Below are 17519 nucleotides of genomic sequence, written 5' to 3' on the forward strand. Positions count from 1 at the left end.
GTAATCGGGTGCACACATCACTTAGAGCGGGCACACCAGGTCGGAATAAGACCGGTGCACCACAACGTCCTCGCTGTGTTCTTGCCTGCAAGCACCCCGAAACCGGAGCCCTACAGGTCTTTTTCAAAGGAACCTCATCCACCGAAGTGGACGGGGTATCAACTTCTGGCGTTGATTTTTGGCACGCTGTTGAGTTCTCAAGGAACGGACGCTTCCTTTGTACTCACCCTCGCGGGTTTTCCTCCGGGCTTTCGTTCTGTTCTTGCGTTTCCGACTCTATCAGACTCTTTCGTGTCCGATTCCCGGTCGAAGCGGGTTTCGCTTTCCAGTTCTTCGCTTTCGCGTTTCCCTTTTCGGCGATTCCGACTCTATCAGAAGTTCTCCACCGGATTTACCGGCTTCGAATTGCTGGATGAGGAGTCGGCTGTACCCCATGGAATTCGATTCCCTGTGGGGTGAGAGAGAGTTTAAACCATCGCTGCCGAACTTGTCCAGTTCGAGGCAACCGTTCGAATCTACCTCCCCACGAGCTCCGTGTCAACGGCCTTCGCGGGACGACGAGAGACTAGCAGCTCAGCAGGCTTGTACGCACATCAGGCCGCGGTCGGGAGCGTCGCCGTCTGGTCTGCGGCCTCGACGTCGCCCACCTCGCCGGCGCGGGCGGCCCTGCCGCCCAGGATGAAGACGTAGAGCAGGAAGGCGGCCTCGGCGACGACGCCGATCGTGATGCGGGCCCAGGTCGGGAGGCCGGACGGGGTCACGAAGCCCTCGATCAGGCCCGAGATGAACAGCACCACCGCCAAGCCGATGGCCATGCCGAGGGCGGCGCGGCCCTGTTCCGCGAGGGCCGTGCGGCGGCTGCGGGGGCCCGGGTCGATGACCGTCCACCCCAGGCGCAGGCCCGTGCCCGCCGCGACGAAGACGGCGGTCAGTTCGAGCAGGCCGTGCGGGAGGATCAGGCCGAGGAAGACGTCGAGGCGGCCGGCGGAGGCCATCAGGCCGAGGCCGACGCCGAGGTTGGCCATGTTCAGGAAGAGGATCCAGAGCACGGGGAGCCCCAGGAACGCGCCCAGGACCAGACAGATCGCCGCCGCCTGTGCGTTGTTCGTCCAGACCTGGGCGGCGAAGGAGCTCGCCGGGTGACTGGAGTAGTACGTCTCGTACTGGCCGCCCGGCTCCGTGAGCGCCTTGAGGTGCTCCGGGGCCGCGATGGCGCCTTGGACCTCGGGGTGCGTGGCTATCCACCAGCCGATGAGCACGCCGAGCGCCGTCGAAAGCAGGGCGGTCGGTATCCACCAGCGGCGGCTGAGGTAGACGGCGGCCGGGAAGCCCACCGTGAAGAAGAGGGCTGCGTCGCGCCAGCCGGCGCGGCGGGTGCCCGTCACCGTGGCGCGGGCACGGGCGACCAGCTGGGTCAGCCGGCCCGTGAGCATGGGATCGGGGGCGCTGCTCTGGATGAGGGAGAGGTGGGTGGACGTGCGCTGGTAGAGGGCGACGAGCTCGTCGGCCTCCTCGCCGGTGAGTTTGCGGCCGCGCCCCAGCAGCTGCTCCAGGCGGTCCCATTCCGCGCGGTGTGCCGTCACGAAGACGTCGAGATCCATCCGGTTGCCGCTCCCCTGTCCCAGGTCCCCTGGCTGCTGCCTATTCCTAGTGTGGTCAGCTTGGCAGACTGGATGCCGAACGGGCGGGGCAGGTCACATGAGAGGTGCTGTGGTGAGCGATCTGGTGACGGGGGACGCGGTCGTCCTGGGATTGCGGCCGGCGCGGCTGCCGAGCCGTGCGTTGGCGATCCTGCTGGACCTGGCCGTGTACATCACCGGATACGTGATCCTCTCGATCGGGCTGACCGCCGCGACCGCGTCCCTGGACGAGGCCGCCCAGGCGGCGGTGGGGGTGGCGAGCTTCCTGATGTTGCTGGTCGGCGTGCCGATCGCGGTGGAGACGCTGTCCCACGGGCGCTCGCTGGGCAAGCTCGCCTGCGGGCTGCGGGTGGTGCGGGACGACGGTGGGCCGATCCGGTTCCGGCATGCGCTGGTGCGCGGGGCCATGGGAGTGGTGGAGCTGCTGCTGACCTTCGGGTCGGTGGCCTGCATCGCCTCGCTGGTGTCGGCGCGGGGCCGGCGGGTCGGGGACGTCTTCGCGGGGACGCTGGTGATCCGGGAGCGGGTGCCGGGGGCCAGGGTGATGCCGGTGCCCGCGCCGCCGCCGTGGCTGGCCGGGCGGTTCACCGGGCTGGACCTGTCGGCGGTGCCGGACGGACTGTGGCTGGCGATCCGGCAGTACCTGACACGGATGGACCAGCTGGATCCGCAGGTGGGCGCCGCGATGGCGGCGAAACTCGCCGACGACCTGGTGGCGCGCACCGGCGCGCCGCCGCCGGCCGGGGTGCCTGCTGCCGCCTTCCTGATGGCCGTGGTGCACGAGCGGCAGACGCGGGACGCCGCCCGGGCCTTCCGCGCCGCCGGCGCCTCCGGGTTCACGCCCGCACCGATGGCTGTGACCGCGCCGGCCCCGGTTCCGGTGATGCCGGTCATGCCGGTGCCGGCGAGCGCGCCGGTGTCGACTTCCTACGTCGCTCCTGTGCCCGTGGCACCCGTGGAGGCGCCGCGCGCCGGCGGGTTCGCGCCGCCGGCCTGAGGGGTCACTGCTCCCCGAAGGCCGAGGGCGGGGTCTCCAGGTGTTCGAGTTCGATGCCGGGGGCCGAGAGGACCACGTCGCCGGCGATGTGGATCGTGTGCACCTCACCCGTGTCCAGGGCGCTGACCTGGTACGCGTCCACCAGGAGTGGACCGCTGTCCGTGGGGTGCTCCTCCCTGGCCAGCAGGGCCCAGGCCTGGTCGACCGTACGCGGTGCCAGTACCGGGTCGGTGAGGGCGAGGAGCCGGACGCGGGTGGCGGGGGCGCCCGGAGTGAGGCGCAGCAGGCGGGACGTGGCGATGAGGAAGGCCGGGGAGGTGCCGGTGAAGCCGGGGGCGGCGATGTTGCCCTCCGTGGCCTCGGTGCCGGTGGGGTCGGTACGGACCCAGGTGACGCCGTCGATGGCGGCGCCGCGGACCTGCCAGCTCGCGGCGTTGACCTCAAGGCGGATGGGGCGGCCGAGTTCGTCGATCGCCAGGTCGACGGAACCGCGGTGGTCGCCGTTCGGGGCCGTGAGCTGGGAGACGTAGCGCCAGCCGGAGGGTCCGGGCGCGCAGTGGAAGTGCTCCTCGCCGAGGGGGGTGTGGTCGTGCGGGTCGTGGAGCGAGTAGCGGCCGCGGGGCATGGTGCGCACACTTCTTGGGATCGAGGGATACGGGGCAGGCCCCCGGCACGCGTGCCGGGGGCCTGCTTCACGTTCTGCCGCCGCTGATCATGGAACCGATCAGCAGGTGATCAGTAGCGGTAGTGGTCCGGCTTGTACGGGCCCTCGACCTTGACGCCGATGTACTCGGCCTGCTCGGGGCGCAGCGTGGTGAGCCTGACGCCGAGCGCGTCCAGGTGGAGGCGGGCGACCTTCTCGTCGAGGTGCTTGGGGAGCACGTAGACGTCGGTCGGGTACTCGGACGGCTTCGTGAAGAGCTCGATCTGGGCCAGGGTCTGGTCCGCGAAGGAGTTCGACATGACGAAGGACGGGTGGCCGGTCGCGTTGCCGAGGTTCAGCAGGCGGCCCTCGGAGAGGACGATCAGGACCTTGCCGTCGGGGAACTTCCAGGTGTGGACCTGGGGCTTGACCTCGTCCTTGACGATGCCGTCGATCTTGGCCAGGCCGGCCATGTCGATCTCGTTGTCGAAGTGGCCGATGTTGCCCACGATGGCCTGGTGCTTCATCTTGGCCATGTCGGCGGCCATGATGATGTCCTTGTTGCCGGTGGTCGTGATGAAGATGTCGGCCGTCTCGACGACGTCCTGGAGCGTGGCGACCTGGTAGCCGTCCATGGCCGCCTGGAGGGCGCAGATCGGGTCGATCTCGGTGACGATGACGCGCGCGCCCTGGCCGCGGAGGGACTCGGCGCAGCCCTTGCCGACGTCGCCGTAGCCGCAGACGACCGCGACCTTGCCGCCGATGAGGACGTCGGTGGCGCGGTTGATGCCGTCGATCAGGGAGTGGCGGCAGCCGTACTTGTTGTCGAACTTCGACTTGGTGACGGCGTCGTTCACGTTGATCGCCGGGAAGAGCAGCTCGCCGGCCTGCATCATCTCGTAGAGACGGTGGACACCGGTGGTGGTCTCCTCGGTCACGCCGCGGATCTCGGACGCGAGCTGCGTCCACTTCTGCGGGTTCTCCCCGAGGGTGCGGCCCAGCAGCGTGAGGATGTGCGCGTACTCCTCGGAGTCCGCGGTGGAGGGGTCCGGAGCCTCGCCGGCCTTCTCGAACTCGACGCCCTTGTGGACGAGGAGGGTGGCGTCACCGCCGTCGTCGAGGATCATGTTCGGGCCGCCGGTGGGGGTGTTCGGCCAGGTCAGCGCCTGCTCGGTGCACCACCAGTACTCCTCCAGCGTCTCGCCCTTCCAGGCGAAGACGGGGACGCCCTGCGGGTTCTCCGGGGTGCCGGTCGGGCCCACCGCGATGGCGGCGGCCGCGTGGTCCTGGGTGGAGAAGATGTTGCAGGAGGCCCAGCGCACGTCGGCGCCGAGGGCGACGAGGGTCTCGATGAGCACGGCCGTCTGCACGGTCATGTGCAGCGAGCCGGTGATGCGGGCGCCGGCCAGGGGCTGGGCCTGCGCGTACTCCGCGCGGATCGACATCAGGCCCGGCATCTCGTGCTCTGCCAGGGTGATCTCCTTGCGGCCGAAGGCTGCGAGGGAGAGGTCTGCGACCTTGAAGTCCATGGGTGCTGCTCCTCATGGTTCGAGAGGGTGGGTACGGCTGAGCCGTGCGCCGTCCTGGGGACGGGCACCGAGCACAGTCCGTCGGGGGTCCTCTCTCCCCTCGGCCGGCCGCAAGGACCGCCCGACCCGCCATCAGCAGCGACGTCTGACACTGAGCACGAATCTACACCGATCGGCCGAGTGAGCCCCAGTCAGCCGAAGAACTGCCTCTGTCTTTCCCGGCCGTGCTGTGCGCGATCCGGCAGCCGCAGCTCCGCCCGACGGGGTCCTTCACCTGGTGCGGGACCCGTCGGCGTTCCCGCCGCGGCCGGACCGAACAGTTCGGCCGCACGTCAGATCAAGGAGAGCAGGGGCGGAAGCATGGGGATACAGGACCGGGTGCCGGGACGCCGGATCGGGGTGGCATCGGTGGTGCTGCTGGTGCTGGGCGCGGTTCTCAGCTGCGTCGGGGGACTCGGCGGGTACTTCTTCATGCCGACGAAGGTCATGACGTCGGACCACATGAGGCCGACCCACCCGGCGGGCGGGTCGATGGTCTTCATCCTGTTGATCGCCGAGGTGGACCGCGGCGACGTGGTGCTCTTCGACGCCCCAGGCTGGGGTGAGCAGGGCCTGTCCGTGGAACGGGTGGTCGCGGTGGGCGGCGACCGCATCGCCTACGCGCCCGGGGACGGGACGCTGACCCTGAACGGGAAGCCGCTGGACGAGCCGTACGTCCTGGACGGCGACCCGGTGGCGGGGTCGCCCGGCGCGTTCGACGTGACGGTGCCCGAGGACCGGCTGTTCGTGCTGGGCGACACCCGCGGCAACTCCGCCGACTCCCGCCACCGGTCCCAGGAGGCCGAGGGCGGAACCGTTTCCCTGTCGGCCGTGAAGGGCGCGGTCATCGACCAGGGCCATCCGCTGGTCGTCGGCCTGCGGTCCGCGGCGCTCGCCGGCGTCGTGGTGCTGTGCGCCGGCGCGTTGTCCGGCGTCGCCTCGTTGCGGCTTCGCCGCCGGGCGGAGGCTGCCGCGGGGCGGCCGGCGTACGCGGGGCAGGTGCCGCCGGGGGTCTGAGGGCCTGGGGGAAGGCGAAGGCCCCCGCGAGCCGTGTGTGCGGTGCGCGGGGGCCTTCGTACGGCCGGGGGTTACTTGGTGAGCGGGGTGGTTGCCTCGGGGCGGTAGATGTCCGGCTCCAGGTAGATCACCCGCGCGATCGGGACCGCCGCGCGGATACGGGCCTCGGCGGCGTTGATCGCGTCCGCCACCTGGGTCGCGGTGTCGTGACCCTCGACCGCGATCTTGGCGGCGACCAGCAGTTCCTCGGGGCCGAGGTGCAGGGTGCGCATGTGGATCACGCGGGTGACGACGTCCCCGTCGACGAGCGCGACCTTGATCTTCTCGACCTCTTCGGTGCCCGCGGCCTCGCCGAGCAGCAGGGACTTGGTCTCCGCGGCCAGGACGATCGCGATGACGATCAGCAGGACGCCGATGCACAGGGTGCCGATGCCGTCCCAGACGCCGTTGCCGGTCAGCAGGGCGAGGCCGACGCCTCCGAGGGCCAGGATCAGGCCGACGAGCGCGCCGAGGTCTTCGAGGAGGACCACCGGCAGTTCGGGGGCCTTGGCCCGCCGGACGAACTGGGTCCAGGTCTGCTTGCCGCGGATCGCGTTCGACTCCACGATCGCGGTGCGGAAGGAGAACGACTCCGCGATGATCGCGAAGACGAGGACGCCGACCGGCCAGTACCAGGCCTCGATCGGGTGCGGGTGGTTGATCTTCTCGATGCCCTCGTAGATGGCGAACATGCCACCGACGGTGAACAGCACGATGGAGACGAGGAAGGCGTAGATGTAGCGCTCGCGCCCGTACCCGAAGGGGTGCTGCGGGGTCGCCTCGCGCTTGGCCTTCTTTCCACCGAGGAGGAGCAGCCCCTGGTTCCCGGAGTCCGCCAGCGAGTGGACGCTTTCCGCGAGCATCGACGAGGAGCCGCTGAAGAGGAATGCCACGAATTTGGCTACAGCGATGGCGAGGTTGGCGGCGAGTGCCGCCACGATCGCCTTGGTACCGCCCGACGCGCTCATGGGTGCAGGGTGTCCTTCCTAGCCACTGACTACCGGCCGCACATTGTTGCAGCCCATGGGACGGACGCTACGTCAGACCACCACGGTGGCACGGAAGACCGTACCGGTTCCGGATAGTTCGACCGTTTCGCCCGCCGGCACGAAGACCGATTCGCCGGGCCCCAGGGACAGTTCGCCGGCTCTCGGGGCGCCCGCGGTGCAGAGCAGGATCTGCGGGGTCCCGTGCGGGAGCACCCGGGCGGCGCCGCCGGGCGCCAGCAGGAAGCGGGAGAGCCGGAATTCGTCGATGGGGATCTCGTAGACCTCCTCGCCGTTGCCCTCGGGGCGCAGCACGTGGGGGTCGCCCGGCTCGAACTTCGCGACCTTCAGCAGTTCGGGCACGTCGACGTGTTTGGGGGTGAGCCCGGCGCGCAGGACGTTGTCGGAGTTGGCCAGCAGCTCGACCCCGAGGCCGTCGATGTAGGCGTGCGGGACGCCCGCGCCCAGGAACATCGCCTCGCCGGGCTGGAGTCGGACGTGGTTGAGCAGCATGGCCGCGATGACGCCCGGGTCGCCCGGGTAGTCGTGGACCAGGGTGGTGTACGGGATGTACGGACCACCGAGGCGCTCGACGGCCACCGCGGCCTCCTGGACGGTGTGGGCCATCTCCTCGCGGTCCGCGGTCAGGACCGCGGTGAGCATCTCCCGCAGGGCCGCCTCTTCGGGATGGGCGTGCAGCAGGTCGACGTACGGCTTGAGGCTGTTCACCTCCAGCCCGGCGAGGAGTTCGGCGGCCTCCAGCGGCGGGCGGAAGCCGCACAGCCCGTCGAACGGCGTGAGCGCGCAGATCATCTCGGGCTTGTGGTTGGGGTCCTTGTAGTTGCGGTGGGCCGCGTCGATGGGAATCCCGCGGCGCTCCTCGTCCTCGAAGCCCGCCTTCGCCTGGACCAGGTCGGGGTGGACCTGCAGGGACAACGGGGCACCCGCGGCGAGGATTTTGAGGAGGAAGGGCAGCCGGGGTCCGAACCTGGCGACGGTGGCGGCGCCCAGCTCGCCTTCGGGATCGGCGGCGATGACGTCCGAGAGCGCCCTCTCGCCGGCACCGCGGTCGACGCGGGAGGGAGCGCCCGGGTGGGCCCCCATCCACATCTCGGCCTGCGGCTCGCCGGTGGGTTCGACACCGAGGAGCGCGGGGATGGCCGTGGTGGATCCCCAGGCGTAGGGGCGGATCGTGTTCGTCAGGCGGTCCATCGTCGTCTTCCTGGATAGAGCCGGGCCACTTGCGGGACCCTCAGCTGTGTCCCCCGGAAGCCAACGCCAAGTAGGCGGTGGCGAAATCCGTGACGGCGAGGAGTTCGGCGAGCTGCTCCAGCTCGGCTCCCTCCTCCGGTTCGAGTTCGCTGATCGCCGTGTCGTGGCTGAGGGCGAGCTCGCGTGCGGCGGGGGCGGCCGTCAGGCCGCCGGCCGGCCGGTCGCGCAGCAGGACGACGCGTGCGCGAAGGGCCTGGGGCTCTTCCACCCGGTCACGGAAGAAGTCGTCGGGGTCGGCTCCGGCGGCGAAGGCGCCCGCGAGCAGGATGCCGTGTGCGGGCAGCGCCTCGGGGAGTACGGCGGCGAGTGCGGGGCGGCCGGCGAGTTCGGCGAGGGTGGCGGCGAAGCGGCGGCCCGCGGGGGCGGCGCCGGTGCCCTCGCTCCAGATGAGCGGGAGGGAGTCGGCGAGCTCGGCGGCGAGGGTCTTGGCCGGGTTGGAGTAGGTGGCGATGGCCGGCCCGCAGCGTTCAGCCGTGCGGTCGAGCCGGTCGGCGACGAGCTGGAGGGTGGCGGGGGTGGCGGTGATCAGGCCGACCCGGTCGAGGAGCAGCAGCAGGGGCGTCAGCAGGGCCCACAGTGCGCCGGGTCCGGCGGCGGCGGATTCGTCGTATTCCTGGTACGGGGCCTTGGCCATCGGTACCAGGAGCCCGTGCGCGCCGGCCACCGCCTCGCTCAGCGGCGAGCGTTCGGGGGCGACGGCGACGACGGTGCAGCCGCGCCGGTAGGCCTGCTCGGCGAGGACGGCGAGGCCGGGCTCGGTGCCGTCGGTGGTGGCGAGGAGCAGCAGGTCCACGGGGCCGGCCCAGCCGGGCAGCGACCAGCGCAGCGCGCCGGCGGCGTGGGCGACGCCGGTGGGGTCCAGCCGGATCACGGGTGCGGAGGCTCCGGCGAGGGCTCCCAGCAGGTCGGCGACGCCGGTGGCGGCGGTGCCGGGCCCGGCGATCAGGACCGTGCGCGGGCGGCCGTCGGGGCGCAACTCGGCGAGGCCCGCCTCGTTGGCGTGCCGGGCCGCGGTACGGACTCTGGCTCCGGCCTCGGCGGCGCCGCGGAGCAGGCCCCGGCGGTCGACGCGGGCGAGATCGTCCGGTGCGTCGAGGAGCGACTCGTCGAGCATGGCGGCCTCCGGCGGTGTTGACGGATCCAGGGTGGCGGAATCGGTCTCAGCGTCCGCGCCCGCGGCGTCTGGGGCGCTCGCGGCGCGGGCGGAGCGGTGGATCAGGCGGGGCGGCGGGCCTCGTCCACGAGGAGTACCGGGATGCCGTCACGGACCGGGTACGCGAGGCCGCAGTCCTGGCCGGTGCAGATCAGCTCGGGGGCCGTCTCGTCGGCCGACTTGTCCTCGAGGGGCGAGTGGCAGGCGGGGCAGGCGAGGATCTGCAGGAGGCCGGCTTCGAGCGGCATGGGGCGGTTCCCTTCGGACATGCGGTTGGGGCGAGGTCAGCGTACCGCCGAGTCACCTCCGGTGCGGCCTGGAGTGTCCCGCTTCGGTGTGGCCGGGCTGGTGCGGCGCCGGTGTGGGGAACCCGGCTCCGCCGGGCACCAAGCTCCGCCCGGACCCGCGCCTCGAACGCCGGGCGGGGCTGGATGAGCCTTGACGCCGGCGGGGCCGGCTCAGCCCCGCCGGCGTGGGCGTCAGGCGCGGATGAGGGACAGGACCTCGTCGCGGACCTCGGCCAGGGTTGCCGCGTCGCGGGCCTCGACGTTCAGGCGCAGCAGCGGCTCGGTGTTGGAGGCGCGGACGTTGAACCACCAGTCGTCGCCGGTCACGGTCAGCCCGTCCAGCTCGTCCAGTACGACACCCTCGCGCGCACCGTAGGTCTCCTTGACCGCCGCGAGCCGGCCGGCCTGATCGGCGACGGTCGAGTTGATCTCACCCGAGCCCTCGTAACGGTCGTACGACGCCACCAGCGCCGACAGCGGCCCGTCCTGACCCCCCAGCGCCGCCAGCACGTGCAGCGCGGCGAGCATGCCCGTGTCCGCGTTCCAGAAGTCCTTGAAGTAGTAGTGCGCGGAGTGCTCACCACCGAAGATGGCGCCGGTCTTGGCCATCTCCTCCTTGATGAAGGAGTGGCCGACGCGGGTGCGGACCGGGGTGCCGCCGTGCTCCTTGACGACCTCCGGCACGGACCAGGAGGTGATCAGGTTGTGGATCACGGTGCCGGTGCCCCCGTTGCGGGCCAGCTCGCGGGCCGCGACCAGGGCCGTGATCGCGGACGGGGAGACCCCCTCGCCGCGCTCGTCGACGATGAAGCAGCGGTCGGCGTCGCCGTCGAAGGCGATGCCGAGGTCGGCGCCCTCGGAGAGCACGCGGGCCTGCAGGTCGACGATGTTCTTCGGGTCGAGCGGGTTCGCCTCGTGGTTGGGGAACGTCCCGTCCAGTTCGAAGTACATCGGGACGACGTCCAGCGGGAGGCCGTCGAAGACGGTGGGGACGGTGTGGCCGCCCATGCCGTTGCCCGCGTCGACGACGACCTTGAGCGGGCGGATCGAGGTCAGGTCGACCAGGCCCTTGAGGTGCGCGGCGTAGCCGGCGAGGGAGTCCTGTTCGGTGATCGTGCCCGGGACGGTGCCGGCGGGGACGGCCGGGGCGCCTTCGTCGGTCCAGCTCTCCACCAGCTCGCGGATCTGCGAGAGGCCGGTGTCCTGGCCGACGGGGGCGGCGCCCGCGCGGCACAGCTTGATGCCGTTGTACTGGGCCGGGTTGTGCGAGGCCGTGAACATCGCGCCGGGCAGGTTCAGGGAGCCGGAGGCGTAGTACAGCTGGTCGGTGGAGCACAGACCGATGAGGGTCACGTCCACGCCGCGGGCGGCGGCGCCGCGCGCGAAGGCGGCGGACAGTCCCGGGGAGGAGGGGCGCATGTCGTGGCCGATGACGATCGCCGTGGCGGCCGTGACCTCGACAAAGGCCGCGCCGAACAGCTCCGCCAGCGACTCGTCCCACTCGTCCGGCACGACACCTCGCACGTCGTATGCCTTGACGATGTTCGTAAGATCTGCGGCCACTGCCTGCCCTCCTGAAGGTCCTGTGCGGTCTGGTCAACCTACCTTGCACCAGGAACGGCTCTTCAGACGATCGGGCGTCAGGAATCCGGCGATCTCAGGACGCGCAGGTGGCCACGGCGGGTCTCGCCGGTGGCCGGACCGCCTTGGCCGCGTCCGCCGGCCTCCGCCGCGCGCCCCGGCGGGCGGGCGGCCTCGCGGACGGCGTTGGCGAGGGCTTCGAGGTCGTCTCCGCTGGGGCGGGACGGCCTGGAGGTGTCGGACAGGCGTACGACGTCCCAGCCCCGTGGGGCTGTCAGGCGCTCCGAGTGCTCGGCGCACAGGTCGTAGCAGTGGGGTTCGGCGTAGGTGGCGAGCGGGCCGAGAACTGCGGTCGAATCGGCGTAGACGTACGTCAGTGTCGCGACGGCAGGGCGGCCGCACGCGGTGCGCGAACAGCGACGTACAAGGCTCACGACGTTGGACGGTACCGCACTCTTGACCGGGCCGCGACGACTCCACCGCCGCTCACTCCCCCGTGTCGGGCTCAGGGCTACCCTGCGGGGGTGACGGACACCCCTCTTCCCCCCCGCCCAGCCGCGTCCCCCGCCGGGGTCCCCGCCGAGCCGCGCCCGCGCCGCCGGGACCGGCACGGGCGCGGGATGCGCGGTCCGGTGGCCCCTCCGCAGGTGCCGCTGTCGGCGAGCCGGGCGGAGCTGTTCGGGGACCTCGTACGGGATTCCGTGGAGCGGCTGGAGCGGCGGTGGCCGCAGCTGGCCGAGGTGGAGTTCCTGGTCGGTGACGTCCCGGGACCGCCGGGCGGTGCGGACGGCGGGTGGAACGACGAGGCGGTGCCGCTGGGCGCGGTCTCGGAGTCCCGCGAGGGGCGGCCGGCCCGGATCGTGGTCTTCCGGCGTCCGGTGGAGATCCGCACCAAGACGCGGGACGAGAAGGCGATGCTGGTCCACGAGATCGTGGTGGAGCAGGTGGCGGACCTGCTCGGGCTGTCGCCCGAGACCGTGGATCCGCGCTACGGGCAGGACTGACCGGGCCGGCCCGCCCCGGTAGCCCGCCCCGGCGGGGCCGGGTGGGCGTGCGGCGCCGTCGCCGGGCGGGGCCCTGCCCCCGGGCCCCTGAACCAACCGGCCCCGGGCTTCCCGGCTCCGGGCCCGGAACCTCGGATGCCGGCGGGCCGTGGTGGGCCGTGGTGGGCCGTGGTGGGCCGCCGAACTGGTCTACCTGGTCAGGACGGAGAGGTCCTGGGCGGCCTTGGGGACCGAGACCGTGGAGTGGTCGTCCGACAGGCCCTGGACCGTGAACATCGCGATGCCGTCCTCCGGGAGGGACAGGGTGCGGGCCGCGTGGACCGGGCCGCCCGAGAGGGTCTCCACGGTGAGGGCGTAGGAGCCCTTGCCGCCCGCCGGGGCCAGGGACAGCGTCTGTGTGGTGCCCGCCTTGAGCGTGACCTCCTGGGAGGCCGGTTCACCTCCGCCGGTGCCCGGTGAGGCCGTCACCTTGACCTTCGCGTCGGCCTCCGGGGCCGTCAGCGCCAGCACGGTGGTGTTCTGCTCGGGCCGGTTGTCGGCGACGGTCGCGCGGGCCCCGACGGCTCCGGTGGCCGGGACGAAGCCGAGCTCCTGCTTGGCGCCGCTGCCGCGGACCACCCGTACCGCCGCGACCACCGGGGCGGCCTTCTTGGCGTCCGCCGGGGTCAGCAGCAGTGAACCCGGCTCGCCGCGGGTCAGGTCCTTGAGGTCCATGACCGCCGTCATACCGGCCTTGACGTGCAGCTGCTCGCTTCCCGCCGGGCTGATCGCGCCGCCGGGTCCGGCCAGGCGCACCTTCAGGTCCGCGTCCTCCTCACCGGGCACGAACACGACGAGCCGTACGGAGGCGGCGTCCGCCGGGATCCCGGGCAGTACCAGCGAGGCCGCCGGGTCCGCCGAGGCCGGCAGCCAGTCGGCGCCCACGCCCTCCTCGCCGGCCTGCACCGAGGCGCCCACCCGGCCCGCGCGGGTCGTCACGTGGGCCGTGGCGTCCGCGAGCTGGGCGCCCGGGACGAGGGAGGAGAGCAGGACGCTCTTGGTGGACTTGGGGTCGACCCGGATGCTTTCGCTGGTTCCGGCGTCGGGCTTGGCCATTCCGTCCGGGCCGAACAGTTTGATGTCGACGACGGCCGCGGCGTCGTCGGGGTTGGTGAGGTGGACGTAGTCCTCGCGTCCCTTGGCCGTGCTGACCGCCGGGAACCAGAAGTCGGTGCCGGGTGCGGTGCAGCCGACGCCGAGCACTCCGCGAGCCCGGCCGACCGAGACCTTGGTGGTCAGCTGCGCCGTCCAGCCGGGGGCGAGGGCCCCGTCGGCGCTGCCGGTGAGGGCCGGGGCGTCGGCGCCGTTGGCGGTGGCCCCGACGGGCTTGCCCGGCTCCTTGGGCTCCAGCACCGGCTTGGCGTCCTTGGTCGCGCCGAGCAGCCGGGCCGAGCCCTTGCCCTCTCCGGCGGGGGCGCCGGGGGTGAAGGACGTGTACGTGGTCTCCGCGATGTCGGAGGAGCTGGGTCCCGGGCACACGAGCAGGGACCGCTCCACCGGCATCCGGGCCGCGGCCGCCTCCTTGCCGTCGGTTGTCGTGCCGTCGGCGGCGGGCGCGGTGAGGGCGGCGAGGCCGGTGAGGGCGGCGAGCGCCGCGGTCACGGCCGCGAGCGTCAGGGGTACGCGCTGCTTCACTGCTGGGGGCTCCCGTCGGGACGCGGGTCGTGCCGGCCGTATGGGTCGTACGGCTCGTACGGGTAGGGGTACTGCTGCTGGTCCGGGTCCTGGACCGGCTGGTGCTGCTGCGGGTACGGGGCCTCGTAGACCTGCTGGTCCGGCTGGTCCTGCCCGCCCTGCGGGTCGTACGACGGGTACGGCTCGTACGGGGCCGGCTGCTGCTGCGGCTGCGGCTCGTACGCGTAGCCGCCCTGGTCGCCGTACGCCTGGTACGCGTACGTCTCCTCCCCGTACACCGGCTGCGCCGGGATCTGCGCGTACGGGTCGGCGTCCGCCGCGGTCTCCACCGGTACAGGGGCGGGCTCGGCCTCGGCGCGCAGGCGGCGGGCGCGGCGGCCCTCGCCGGCCTCGCCCGGGCCGGGCTGGGACGGGAGCGCGGCCTCCTCCTCGGGCAGGTCGTCGTCGAGCTGCGCGCGGCGGCCCGGCAGCGCCATCACCAGCAGGACCAGGGCGAGGAGGCCCTGCGCCCAGTACCAGGCGGTCCGCAGGAGGGACTCCTCGTGGACGAGGTCGAGGCGGCCGCCGTCGGCGGGCAGTTCGAAGCCCTGTGCCCAGCCGTCCAGGGTCTTCGGCTTGAGGGGCTTGCCGTCGAGGGTGGCCTGCCAGCCGGAGTCGGCGCGGTCGGCGATGCGCAGGATGCGGCCCGCCTCCCCGGCGGGGATCTTGCCGTGCGCCTCGACGGGTCCGGCGGCGACGGGGATCGGGGCCTCGCCCTGCTTGCCGGAGACGATGACGGCGCGCGGCAGCCAGGGCTCGACACCCCACAGGGCGGTGCCGTCCTGCTGGTGGCGCCGGCTCAGGCCCGGGGTGGCGTCGAGGACGCGGCGGATCTCCTCGGGGCCGCCGGGGCGGAACATGACGAAGCGGATGGCGTAGGCGCTGAGCTGGCTGGACTGGTCGGCGCCGGAGCCGGCGACCAGGTTGGAGACGACCTTGTCGAGGCGGGGGTCGCCGCCGGTCCGGGCGGTGATCTCCGCGTCGCCGACGCGCCCGCCGGAGCCGCGGACGAGGCTGTAGGAGACGGTGGCGGGCGGGTCCAGGTCGAGGATCAGGGTGCGGGTCTGGTTGTCGTCACCGCCCGCGTCGGCGACGAAGGCCGGGACCTGCACCGGGTCGCGGCGCTCCAGCGGGCCGTCGGCGCCGGCGAGCATCCAGGTGGCCCCGGCGATCAGCGGGCCCACGGCGGCGGCCAGGGCGATGAGGGCGGCCAGCGGCTGGCGCCAGCCGAAGTTGCGGGCGGCGACCCGCTCCTTGGCGCCGTCCGCGCCGATCGCGGCGGCCGCGAGCAGGGCGAGTCCGTAGACGAGGGTGGCCGGGCCGGCCCAGGCGGTGCGGTTGACGACGACGGCCAGGAGCAGCGCGGTGAGGGCGGCGGCCCAGGCGGTGCGGACGGCGAAGCGGCGGTCGGTGCGCAGCAGTGCGGCCAGGGCGGCGAGGACGACGCCGAGGAGCAGCAGGCCGGCTCCGGTTCCGGGCCCGCCGGGGCTGATGCCGAGCAGGTCCAGGGCCCCGGCGGCGCCGGCTCCGTAGGGCAGTCCGGCCTCGTCCAGGAGGCGGCCGGGGTGGGTGAGCAGGCCCAGCGACCAGGGGGCGAGCACAAGGAGCGGGACGGCGAGGGTGGCGAGCAGCCGCAGGCCGTAGGCCTTCCACTGCGCCCGGCGCTGGACGAGCGCGGCGGTCCCGAGGACGGCGGCGAGCGGCCAGATGACGGGGGTGAAGGCGGTGGTCAGCGTCAGCAGGAGCGTGTACGTCCACACCGCGCGCCAGCTGCCCCGCTTCTCGGCGCTCCCCTCGCCGAGGGCGAAGGCGGCGACGGCGGAGCGGGCGATCAGCGGGAGCACGACGGCGAGGACGGCGGTGCCGAGGCGGCCGCCGGCGAGGGCGCCGGTCACCGCGGGGAGGAAGGCGTAGGCGATGGCGGCCCAGGCGCGCAGCAGCCGGGAGGCGACGAGCGGCCGGGAGGCGAAGTAGGCGGTGAGGCCGGCGAGCGGGACGGATCCGACGAGCAGCAGGGTCAGGGCGGCCTGGGTGGAGCCGAACAGCAGGGTGGCGAGGGCTCCGAGGACGGCCAGGTAGGGGGGTGCGGCGGCGGTGGAGCCGGTGCCGACGGCGTGCCAGCCGTCGGTGTAGGCGCGCCAGAGGTCGGGGCCGCTGTCGGGGGCGGGCAGCAGGGCGCCGCCCATGAGGGAGCCGCCGCCGATCAGGCCGCGGCAGGCGGCGAGGGAGACGAGCAGGAGGAGGGCGAAGAGGACGGGCGCGGGGTTGCGTGCGATCCGCTTGAGGCGGGCGAAGCGCTCGGTCTCGACGTAGTCGCCGTCCTCGCCGGGCGCGGTCAGGATGCTGCCGCCGCCGTGCCGGCCGGCGGGAGCGGCGTCGGTGTCGCGGTCGCCGCCGAAGTAGCCGGCCAGCTGTTCCACGTTGGCCCGCACGGACGCCCCGGGCGGGGGGAAGAGCGGGCGCAGTTCGGCTGCGGGGACGGCGGGGCGGCGGCGGGCCTTTCGGGCGGCGAGGAGGCGGCCGGGGCGGAGCAGGGTGGCGAGGAGGCCGGTGATCTCGTCGACGGCCTGCCCGGGGGCCTTGCCGATGAGGTAGGCGAGGGTGCGCAGCACGGTGCCCAACAGGACGCGCAGCAGCACGTAGGGCAGGGCGCGGCCGGAGCTGTTGGCGAGGATCGTGTAGACGGCGCCGGCCTTGTCGACGCGGTGCGGGCCGGCCGTCGTGCGTCCGGCGCAGTCGACGGTGCGGCGCTCGCGGGCGGAGGCCTCGGCGTGGCGCAGGACGGCCTCGGGTGCGACGAGGACGGTGTGGCCGGCGCTCTGGGCGCGCCAGCACAGGTCGACGTCGTCGCGCATCAGAGGCAGGCGACGGTCGAAGCCGCCGAGGGCGTCGTAGACGTCGCGGCGGACCAGCATGCCGGCGGTGGAGACGGAGAGGACCGGGCGGACCTGGTCGTGCTGGCCCTGGTCCTGCTCCCGGCGGTCGAGGCCGGTCCAGCGGCGGCCGCTCCGGGCGATGGTGACGCCTGCTTCGAGGAGCTGCTTCTTGTCGTACCAGCCGCGGAGCTTGGGGCCGATGACCGCGGCTTCGGGGTTCTCTTCGGCGACGCGCAGCAGTTCGGTGAGGGCGTCGGGTTCGGGGGCGCTGTCGTCGTGCAGGAGCCAGAGCCACTGGACGGGTTCGCCGTGGGGGAGGTCGGGGAGGTCGTACGTGTCGTCGCGCCAGGTGCGGCTGACGGGGTCCCAGCCGCTGGGGCGCTTGAGGTACGGGAGGTCCTCGGGGGTCAGCGTGCCCGCGGTCCGGGCGGCTTCGTCGACGGCGGTGCCGAATCCGGTGCGGCGGGCGAGGTGCAGGACGCGGTCGTCGCCGAAGGCCTCGGTGAGCAGCCGCGCGGAGTCGTCGGCGCTGCCGGTGTCGGCGGCGACGTGGTTCTGCGCGGGGCGTTCCTGGCCGAGGAGGCCGGCGAGTGTCCGGGGCAGCCAGCGGGCGCCGTCGTGGGCGACGAGGACCGCGGTGACGACGTGCCGGGGGAACTCGGGTGTGGCCGGGGCCTGGTAGGAGGCCGTCGACTGGCTGTGCAGGGACATCGCGGTACGGGCCCTCCGGCCGGGGGTCCGGG

Annotated in this window: 14 protein-coding genes; 3 read left to right on the top strand and 11 right to left on the bottom strand. The window is 72.8% G+C overall.

What is annotated here, in order from left to right; genetic code table 11:
- Nucleotides 1-593: 593 nt before the first annotated feature.
- Nucleotides 594-1601 carry a stage II sporulation protein M gene (locus ACWGIF_RS22600; protein WP_453500071.1) on the bottom strand — a complete coding sequence of 336 codons (1008 nt, stop codon included), beginning with the start codon at nucleotides 1599-1601 and terminating at the stop codon, nucleotides 594-596.
- Between the two features lie 112 nt (nucleotides 1602-1713).
- Between ACWGIF_RS22600 and ACWGIF_RS22605 the strand changes: the two genes are divergently transcribed.
- Entirely contained in the window at nucleotides 1714-2637 is a 924-nt protein-coding gene (locus ACWGIF_RS22605; RefSeq protein ID WP_453500073.1) for an RDD family protein, read from the top strand.
- Between the two features lie 4 nt (nucleotides 2638-2641).
- Here the strand turns inward: ACWGIF_RS22605 and ACWGIF_RS22610 are convergent, their stop codons facing one another.
- Nucleotides 2642-3262, bottom strand: a complete 621-nt coding sequence (locus ACWGIF_RS22610) for a hypothetical protein (protein ID WP_453500135.1) — start codon at nucleotides 3260-3262, stop codon at nucleotides 2642-2644.
- 110 nt (nucleotides 3263-3372) lie between these two features.
- Nucleotides 3373-4809, bottom strand: coding sequence for an adenosylhomocysteinase (ahcY, locus tag ACWGIF_RS22615; RefSeq protein WP_453500075.1), 1437 nt, complete (start codon nucleotides 4807-4809; stop codon nucleotides 3373-3375).
- 360 nt (nucleotides 4810-5169) lie between these two features.
- Between ahcY and lepB the strand changes: the two genes are divergently transcribed.
- A complete protein-coding gene (lepB, locus tag ACWGIF_RS22620; RefSeq protein ID WP_453500077.1) occupies nucleotides 5170-5865 on the top strand; it encodes a signal peptidase I in 696 nt (231 codons plus the stop codon).
- Between the two features lie 71 nt (nucleotides 5866-5936).
- On the opposite strand, the gene ACWGIF_RS22625 is transcribed toward lepB, so the two are convergent.
- The 6 genes from ACWGIF_RS22625 to ACWGIF_RS22650 all read right to left on the bottom strand — a co-directional run bounded on the left by ACWGIF_RS22625 (nucleotide 5937) and on the right by ACWGIF_RS22650 (nucleotide 11692).
- Nucleotides 5937-6872, bottom strand: a complete 936-nt coding sequence (locus ACWGIF_RS22625; protein WP_453500079.1) for a cation diffusion facilitator family transporter — start codon at nucleotides 6870-6872, stop codon at nucleotides 5937-5939.
- Between the two features lie 72 nt (nucleotides 6873-6944).
- A complete protein-coding gene (gene manA, locus ACWGIF_RS22630; protein WP_453500081.1) occupies nucleotides 6945-8102 on the bottom strand; it encodes a mannose-6-phosphate isomerase, class I in 1158 nt (385 codons plus the stop codon).
- 40 nt (nucleotides 8103-8142) lie between these two features.
- Nucleotides 8143-9276: an SIS domain-containing protein gene (locus tag ACWGIF_RS22635; protein WP_453500083.1), complete on the bottom strand. Its 1134-nt coding sequence runs from the start codon at nucleotides 9274-9276 to the stop codon at nucleotides 8143-8145.
- Between the two features lie 101 nt (nucleotides 9277-9377).
- Nucleotides 9378-9563, bottom strand: coding sequence for a Trm112 family protein (locus ACWGIF_RS22640; protein WP_030015246.1), 186 nt, complete (start codon nucleotides 9561-9563; stop codon nucleotides 9378-9380).
- Between the two features lie 231 nt (nucleotides 9564-9794).
- Nucleotides 9795-11165 (bottom strand): phosphomannomutase/phosphoglucomutase, encoded by a 1371-nt coding sequence (locus ACWGIF_RS22645; protein WP_453500085.1) that lies wholly within the window; start codon nucleotides 11163-11165, stop codon nucleotides 9795-9797.
- Nucleotides 11166-11242: 77 nt separating this feature from the next.
- A complete protein-coding gene (locus ACWGIF_RS22650; protein ID WP_453500137.1) occupies nucleotides 11243-11692 on the bottom strand; it encodes a DUF3499 domain-containing protein in 450 nt (149 codons plus the stop codon).
- Nucleotides 11693-11707: 15 nt separating this feature from the next.
- Between ACWGIF_RS22650 and ACWGIF_RS22655 the strand changes: the two genes are divergently transcribed.
- Nucleotides 11708-12187, top strand: a complete 480-nt coding sequence (locus ACWGIF_RS22655) for a metallopeptidase family protein (RefSeq protein ID WP_453500087.1) — start codon at nucleotides 11708-11710, stop codon at nucleotides 12185-12187.
- A 189-nt stretch (nucleotides 12188-12376) separates the two neighbouring features.
- Here the strand turns inward: ACWGIF_RS22655 and ACWGIF_RS22660 are convergent, their stop codons facing one another.
- Nucleotides 12377-13861: a DUF5719 family protein gene (locus tag ACWGIF_RS22660; RefSeq protein ID WP_453500089.1), complete on the bottom strand. Its 1485-nt coding sequence runs from the start codon at nucleotides 13859-13861 to the stop codon at nucleotides 12377-12379.
- Nucleotides 13858-17487, bottom strand: coding sequence for a glycosyltransferase family 2 protein (locus tag ACWGIF_RS22665; RefSeq protein ID WP_453500091.1), 3630 nt, complete (start codon nucleotides 17485-17487; stop codon nucleotides 13858-13860). Before ACWGIF_RS22665 ends, ACWGIF_RS22660 begins: the two co-directional genes overlap by 4 nt.
- Nucleotides 17488-17519 lie beyond the last annotated feature (32 nt).

The sequence above is a fragment of the Streptomyces sp. NPDC054849 genome (assembly GCF_053610945.1).